At 63.4% G+C, this 8,038-nt stretch carries 4 protein-coding genes; all 4 read left to right on the top strand.

Annotation, left to right across the window (positions count from 1 at the left end):
- The first annotated feature begins 194 nt into the window (after positions 1-194).
- Positions 195-1,859 carry a DUF1302 family protein gene (locus RKP46_RS03260; RefSeq protein WP_311105296.1) on the top strand — a complete coding sequence of 555 codons (1,665 nt, stop codon included), beginning with the start codon at positions 195-197 and terminating at the stop codon, positions 1,857-1,859.
- Positions 1,860-1,881: 22 nt separating this feature from the next.
- Positions 1,882-3,264: a DUF1329 domain-containing protein gene (locus tag RKP46_RS03255; protein ID WP_311105295.1), complete on the top strand. Its 1,383-nt coding sequence runs from the start codon at positions 1,882-1,884 to the stop codon at positions 3,262-3,264.
- Between the two features lie 203 nt (positions 3,265-3,467).
- Entirely contained in the window at positions 3,468-7,511 is a 4,044-nt protein-coding gene (locus tag RKP46_RS03250) for a two-component regulator propeller domain-containing protein (RefSeq protein ID WP_311105294.1), read from the top strand.
- A gap of 87 nt (positions 7,512-7,598) precedes the next feature.
- On the top strand, positions 7,599-8,038 hold a 440-nt coding region (locus tag RKP46_RS03245), incomplete at its 3' end, for a two-component regulator propeller domain-containing protein (protein ID WP_311105293.1).

The following is an 8,038-nucleotide window of genomic DNA, read 5'->3' as shown; positions in this document are numbered from 1 at the left end:
CCGCTCTTTGCCGGTGGTCGGCGTCGCAACGACGCCGCTGGCCCACCAAGACGTGCCACAGTCGATCGAATGCGGGTTGCCGAAACCGCTTGTGCGGGCGCCCGGGTGGGCAATCACGCGTGCTCTACCCGCTACCTGAGTTGGCAAGATCCCGCTCTTCAACGAACGGTTTGTTTGCTCGAGGAGAAAATCAAATGAAAATCCGCTGGTCGCGCTCTGTCGCGCCCCTGATGCGGGCCAAACCTGCGACAGCGATCGGAATAGCGAAGCTGCCATGCTGTGCTGGCGCCGTTCTCGGCACGCTCCTGCAATGCGCATCGCCGGCCCTGGCGTTTTCCGTCGATACCGGTTCGCCAGACTGGCAGGTCGTGTGGAACAACACGCTGCGCTACAACTGGGCGATGCGCATGCAGAGCCGCGATCCGCGGATTGCCAACAACGCGATCTTCGACCAGGGCGACGCGATCTTCGACCGGCACGATACGATCACCAATCGGCTCGACTGGCTGAGCGAGCTCGATGTCGTCTATCAGCGACGATACGGTCTGCGCGTCGCTGCCGCCGCCTGGTACGACACCGCCTACGGTGATCGGGTGCACAGCAACCCCGGCGCGCTGGGCGCAAATCTTGTGCCCAGCGGCTACGTCAACGACAAGTTCTCTCCCTATGTCAGGCGCTATTACGCCGGTCCTTCGGGCGAACTCCTCGACGCCTTTGTCTATGGCGTCGTCGACCTGGGCGATACCGTCTGGAACGTGAAGCTGGGGCGGCATGCGCTGGTCTGGGGCGAATCGCTGTTTGGCAGTACGCATGCAATCTCTTTCTCCCAAGCCCCCAGCGATGGAATGAAAGGCGTGACCAACCCTGGCGCTTCGGCCAAGGAAACCGCATTGCCGGTTGCCCAGGCCTCGGCGATTGCCCAGCTCAGCCCCGAGCTTTCGCTCCTGGCTCAAGTCGGATTCGAGTGGAAGCCGACACGCATTCCGGAAGCCGGCACATTTTTCGGGGTCGACGTGGTCAATCAGGGTCCGCAGGTCAACCGCCTGCCGATGATCAAGGGCAAGGGCGACGATCTTGGCCTTGGCCTGAAGTGGAGCCCGGAATGGCTCGATGGCACGCTCGGCGTGTACGCGCGGCGCTTTGACGACAAGAACGGTTGGCTGGCTCAGCCCGCCGAGGCCGGCCAGACGCGGGCGGTGTATGCGCGCGATATCGGCCTGCTCGGCGTCACCGTGGTGAAAAGGATCGGCTGGCTGCTCGCCGGTGCCGAGTTGTCGTACCGCTTTGACGATCCCCTGAGCAGTTCCGGCTCGGCGGGCGCGGCAGGTCGGTATGAAGGCGCGCGCGGCAACACCTGGCATGGGGTGCTGAACGGCGTCGTCAGCTTCAGCCCGAGCGCGCTTTACGACTCGGCTTTTCTGGCCACGGAACTGGCGTGGAATCGTCTCGACCGCGTCACGCATAACCGACAACTGTATTTTGCCAAGGGCTACGATCCCGCCTGCGCTTCCGACGCCTTGATCAAGGGTTGCGCGGACAAGCAATTCTTCACTTTCGGCGTGGCTTTTACGCCGGCCTGGAACCAGGTCTATCCCAATGTCGACCTGAGCATGCCCATGTTCTACTCGCGCGGAATCAGCGGCAACGCGCCCTCGAACGGCGGCGGCGTTGCCGGCTTTGCGGTCTACAAGGTCGGGCTGACGGCCAAGATTCAGTCCCGCCATCAGTTCGACCTGACCTACACCGGCTACGAGCACAAGATCAGGCGCACGGCGGATTCTCCCTTTGGTTCGCTGATCCTTGGCGGACCTTTGCGGGACAAAGGCTGGTTGTCGTTCACCTATCAAGCAAGCTTCTAAACGCTACCCAACAGGAGACCCCATGAAACTGAACCGTCGCGCGAGTTCTCTCCTCGTCGTCATCGCGTTCCTCCAGGCCGGCCTTGTCCAAGGCGGTGTCAGCGCCGACGAGGCGGCCCAACTCGGTACAAGTCTGACCGCCTTTGGCGCAGAAAAGGCCGGCAATGCGTCCGGAACGATCCCGGCCTACAGCGGCGGCTTGCCGACCAACACGACGCCGCCCGGTTTCAAACCTGGGTCGGGGCGATGGACCAACCCGTATCCGGACGAAAAGCCGCTCTTTACGGTCAACGCTGAGAATCTGGAGCGCTACCGCGACGCGCTGAGCGAGACCGGCAAGGAAATGTTCAAGCGTTACCCGAACTACCGAATGGACGTCTATCCCAGCCACCGCAGCGTCGCGTATCCCGCCTGGGTGCTCGAGAACACGCGCAAGAACGCGACCAGCGCGCGGCTGATCAAGGACGGCGTGGCGCTGGACGGAGCGTATGGCGGCATCCCGTTCCCGATTCCGAAGACGGGCAACGAAGTATTGTGGAATCACTTGCTGATCAATACCGGCGTCGCCTACGACGCCTATGCGACCCTCTGGTCAGTTGATGGCAGCGGCCGTTCGGTCAAATGGGCCGGGCACTTCACCTTCCAGAACAGCTACTACGATCCGGCGAGCAGCGCCGAAGAGCACAAAAAGAACGGCTCCTTTTACCATCAGCACGTCTACAACTGGAGTGTTCCGGCCGGTAGCTCGGGGTTTGCCGTGCTCGACACGCAGACGCTCGACCCGACGGTCGAGCCGCGCCGCATCTGGGATTACGACCCAGCGACCCGGCGCGTGCGCGAGGTAACCGGCCTCCCGCCGGACCTGGGTCTGGGCTCGCTGGGCAGCCTGGTCACCTTCGACCAGGACAATCTGTTCACCGGTCCGCTCGACCAGTTCGACTTCAAACTGCTCGGCAAGCGCGAGATGCTGATTCCCTACAATACGCATGCGCTTTTCTTCGAAACGCCGGCGGAACGCATACTCACTCCGGGGCACCTGAATCCGGACTTCGTGCGCTGGGAGTGGCACCGGGTGTGGGTGGTCGAGGCGACAATCAGGCCGGGCAAGAAGAATCAGCATCATAAAAAGGTGTTCTATCTGGACGAGGACTGGAGCGGCGCGGGGATGAGCGATGAGTATGACGCTACGGGCAAGCTCGTCCGCGGGTTGTTCCGGCCCGGGATGCCGCTTTACGACGTTCAGGTGCAGATTCCCCGTTGCTACTGGGTTTACGATCTGGAGAAGAACATGTATGCGCTCGATCAACACTTCGGCGATCCGGGTCTGTCGTTTCAACCTCGCCAGCAGGCGCTCCCCAAGCTCAACCTGAAGCCGGATGCGCTGGCTCGACGAGGGGTTTTCTGAGCGTTTCCCGGTCCGTCCTTGCCGCCGGAAAATGGAGCGGAACACCTGCCGCAGCTTGCGGGCCGGGAGGCGTTGCCGGCCCGCATGCCACGCGTCGGCCGGTGCACAGGCGCGCCATGGCGACGGTCGCGCGCGGGCAAATCATCTTGCCGTGCTGCCAGGAAGAGTAAACAGCAATGTCGACGCAAGTTGCGGAGAATGCGATGTCCTTTAAGCCCTACCTGATCCTGCTCCTGGCCTGGTTGCTGCAACAGCCGGTCCTGGCCGATTCAGCCCCATCCATCGCGGGTGGCCGCGAACCGCGCTTTGAGCGCCTGACGATGGATCAGGGTCTCTCGAATGGCAATGTGGAGGCGATTCTTGCCGACCGGAAAGGCTTTCTCTGGTTTGGTACCGGCGCCGGACTGGACCGCTACGATGGTTACCGGATCAAGACCTACCGGCCGGATCCGGATAATCCGCACAGCTTGCTCGGCAATGCAGTACACGACATCATCGAGGATGCCGACGGCGCGTTGTGGATCGCCACCAACCTGGGCTTGAACCGCTTCGACCGGACGACCGAGCGCTTCACGCGCTATGCGCACGACCCCGCCAATCCCGCAAGCATCAGCGGGCGCGATGTCTTCCGGATGCTCGACGACGGCCAAGGCGGTCTCTGGGTGCTGACCGCCGACGGCGGACTGAACCGGCTGGATCGAAAGACCGGCCGCTTCGTGAACTACCGACATGACCCGGCCAACCCGAAGAGTTTGAGCGGCAATGAGGGACGGGCGCTACATCTGGATCGCGCGGGCAATCTGTGGGTCGGTGTTCAGGGGGGCGGGCTCAATCGCTTCGATCCGGCGAGCGGCGGATTCGTGCACTATCGGCACGATCCCGCCGACGCCAACAGCCTGAGCGGCGACGGTGTCTGGTCGATCTACGAGGATCGCCAGGGCGTTCTCTGGGTGGGCACGATTGGCAAGGGCCTGAACAGTTACGATGCCAAGACGGGAAAATTCACGCGCTACGATTCGGATGCCAGTCTGGCCGAGGCGTTCGTCTTTGCGCTGCTGGAAACGCGCGATGGCGTTCTGTGGATCGCCACGCTGACCGGAGGGCTGTATACCCTGGACGCGGAGCGGCGCCACCTGACCCGCTATGTGCCGAGCGCGGCTGATCCAGCCAGCATCGGTCACAGCATGATCGGCGAACTGCACGAGGACCGGCAGGGCGCCCTGTGGATAGGCACGCTGGGCAAAGGGGTCAATCGCCTGGACCGCGCCGCCGCCAAGTTTCAGTGGTACCGCCACAAGTCGGATGATCCCGCCAGTCTGGGTAACGGTTCGGTCTGGAACCTGTTCGAGGATCGCGCCGGGATCGTCTGGGCGGGTACCGAAGGCAGCGGGCTGAATCGCCTGGACCCGGCTACGGGCAAGTTCACCCATTATCGGCATGACCCGAGCGATCCCCGGAGTCTGAGCGGCAGCTCGGCCTACAACATCTACGAGGACCGGCACGGGGCGCTTTGGGTCGGCACGCGCGACGGGATGAACAGAATGGACCCGGCCAGCGCGACCTTCACGCGCTACGTGCACGACCCGAAGGACCCGGGCAGTCTGCCTTTCAACGATACGCGCGGCACTTGCGAGGATCGCGACGGAAACCTCTGGGTGGCAACCAGCTATGGCGGTGTCGCCCGTTTCGATGCCAGCACCGGGAAGTTCACGGCGTATCGGCACGATCCGGGTAATGCGAACAGCCTGGGCAAGGGAATCATCACCAGCCTCAAGTGCGATCCTGCCGGCGGCTTGTGGCTGGGGTTGTGGGGTGGCGGACTGAACCGTTTTGACCCGACGACGGGCACCTTCCGGCGCTACGAGAACGATCCCGGCAATCCCGCCAGCCTGAGCAACAACGAGGTCTGGTTCATACACCTCGGGTCAACCGGAGAGGCCTGGGTGGGCACCAGCGGCGGACTCAATCGCTTCGATCCGCGCGCTGAACGCTTCACCGTCTACCGGCGGAAGGACGGCCTGGCCAGCGACCGCATCAACACGATTCTCGAAGACGATCGGGGACGACTCTGGCTGGGAACGGCGGATGGCGGAATCACTCGCTTTGATCCGGCAAACGGTGCGACGACGACCTATGACGGCAGCGACGGCTTGCAAGGCAACCAGTTTCTGAACAGCTCCGCCTACAAGTCGCGCCGCGGACTGCTCATGTTTGGCGGCGAGAACGGCTTCAACGTCATCGATCCGGAAAACATCGCGACGAACGATCAGGTGCCGCCGGTCGTCCTGACCGATCTGCAGATCTTCAACCGCTCGGCTGTCGTCGGCGACCCGGATTCGCCGCTCCAGCAGAGCATTACGGAAACACGACGGGTTGTGCTGCCGTACTGGCAATCGGTCTTTTCCTTCGAGTTCGCGGCATTGAACTACCGCTTCCCGCAGAAAAACCGCTATGCCTACAGGATGGAAGGATTCGATCGCGACTGGATTCACGTCGACAGCTCGCGCCGTGTGGCAACCTACACCAACCTTGATCCGGGAACCTATATATTTCGGGTGAAGGCAGCCAACAACGACGGGGTGTGGAACGACGAAGGGCAGGTCGTCGAAGTCGTCATCACGCCGCCCTGGTGGAAAACGGCGTGGGCGCGAACGCTGGCGGCGCTGCTCACCATCGGTTTGCTGGCCGGCGCCTATTACCGCCGGGTCAGCGCCATCCAGCGCCGCAATCGCGAGCTGGAACTTCAGGTGGCCGAACGCACCCATTCGCTGGCCGAAGCGAAAGACGCGGCGGAAGCAGCCAATCGCGCCAAGAGCGTGTTCCTTGCCAACATGAGCCACGAACTGCGCACGCCATTGAACGCTGTGCTGGGCTATTCGGAAATGCTGTTGCGTGACGCCGCCGGTGGTCGCGAACGCCTTTCGGCCGGCCAATCCGAACATCTGGCGACGGTACACCGCAGTGGCGAACACCTGCTGACGCTGATCAACAACGTGCTCGATCTTTCCCGGATCGAGGCCGGGCGAACGACGGTCAACCCGAGCGACTTCGACCTGCACGAGATGCTGGGCGGGCTCAAGGAAATGTTCGCGCTCGCTGCGGCAAACAAGGGGCTGGCGCTGCTCGTCGAGCAACAGCCCGGCCTGCCACGGCTGGTGCGCACCGATCAGTTGAAGCTGCGGCAAATGCTGATCAACCTGATGAACAATGCGTTCAAATTCACCGAGCGCGGTGGAGTGATTCTGCGCGCGCAATCGAGTGCTCCGGCCGACGCCGAGGCTGCCGCGGACGACAAGCCTGGGCGAGCGCTGCGGCTGACTTTCGAGGTGAGCGACAGCGGTCCGGGCATTGCCGCCGACGAACTCGCCGGGCTGTTCCAGCCCTTTGCTCAGTCGGCCAGTGGCCGCAAGGCCGAGGAAGGAACCGGTCTTGGCTTGGCGATCACCCGTCAGTTCGCCGAATTGCTCGGCGGCGCAATCGAAGTGCGCAGTACGCCCGGGGTGGGCAGCACCTTCAGCTTTACCGTCGACGCCCACGAGGCGACGCGCGAGCAGGCGCTACCCGCAGCGGACAGCCGTCCGGTACTCGGTCTGGCGCCCGGGCAAACGGTCTGGCGCATCCTGGTTGCCGACGACGACGCAAACAGTCGACGGCTGCTCGTCCAGATGCTCACGCCGCTCGGCTTCGCGGTCGAGGAGGCGGGCGACGGCCACGCAGCGATCGCGGCCTGGGAGCGCTGGCACCCGCACCTGATCTGGATGGACATGCGGATGCCCAAGCTCGACGGGCGGCAGGCGACTCGGCGGATCAAGGCGGCTCCGGGTGGGGCAGAGACCCGGATCATCGCGCTGACCGCGAGCAGCTTCGAGGAGGAGCGCGCCGAGATTCTGGCCGCGGGCTGCGACGACTTTCTGCGCAAGCCCTATCGCGCGGCTGCACTGCTCGAACTGATCGAGAAGCATCTGGGTGTGCGCTACATCTACGGCGAGGCGGCGGCAACTCCAGCGGCGCTGGACGGCGACGCGCTGGCCGACGCCTTGCGATTGCTTCCCGCTGATCTGCTTGCCCTCCTGGAAGATGCAGCAACGCGCACCGACATGAACGAGGTCGAGCGACTGGTCCGGCAAGTCGGCGCGCAAGACCCGGCGGCTGGCGCCAGACTGCAAGCGCTGGCCGATGACTTCGACTACGCCGGGATCGCCGGCGTGTTGCACGCGATCCGCCGTTCTCCCGGGAGCGAGACTTGAAAGACAGGCGCAACGGCCAGCTTGCCTGGCGGCGAGAAAAGCGCTGCGCGTCTCTGACACGAGCCGGGAAAGCCAGGCAATGAAAGCATGACGCCGATCAGCGTGGTCGCACGAATCTGCCTGGCCTTTCCTGGCCTCGTGCTGGGTCTGTCTTCTCCTTGCGCGCAGGAAGCCGGCGAAAGCACCGTTGGCAGCAGTGCCAGACCGCGCATCAGGTTCGAGTATCTGACTCCGGACGACGGGCTGTCGCAGGGCACGGTGGAGGCTTTTCTGCATGATCGGCAGGGCTTCATCCGGGTCGGTAGCTGGGATGGCCTGAACCGCTACGAAGGCTATTCGTTCAAGGTGTTCAAGCCGAATACGCGCGATCCGCACAGCTTGAGCGGGAACCTGGTTCACGCCCTCTACGAGGACCCGCAAGGCATCCTTTGGGTTTGCACCAACAATGGGCTGAACCGCTTCGACCGGAAGACCGAGCGCTTCGAGCGCTATCAGCACGATCCGGAAAACCCGCGCAGCCTGAGCCA

The organism is Accumulibacter sp. (genome assembly GCF_031732815.1).
Classification (GTDB): domain Bacteria; phylum Pseudomonadota; class Gammaproteobacteria; order Burkholderiales; family Rhodocyclaceae; genus Accumulibacter.
Note: the sequence above shows the minus strand (reverse complement) of the source record. Positions and strands in the feature narration are given on the sequence as shown.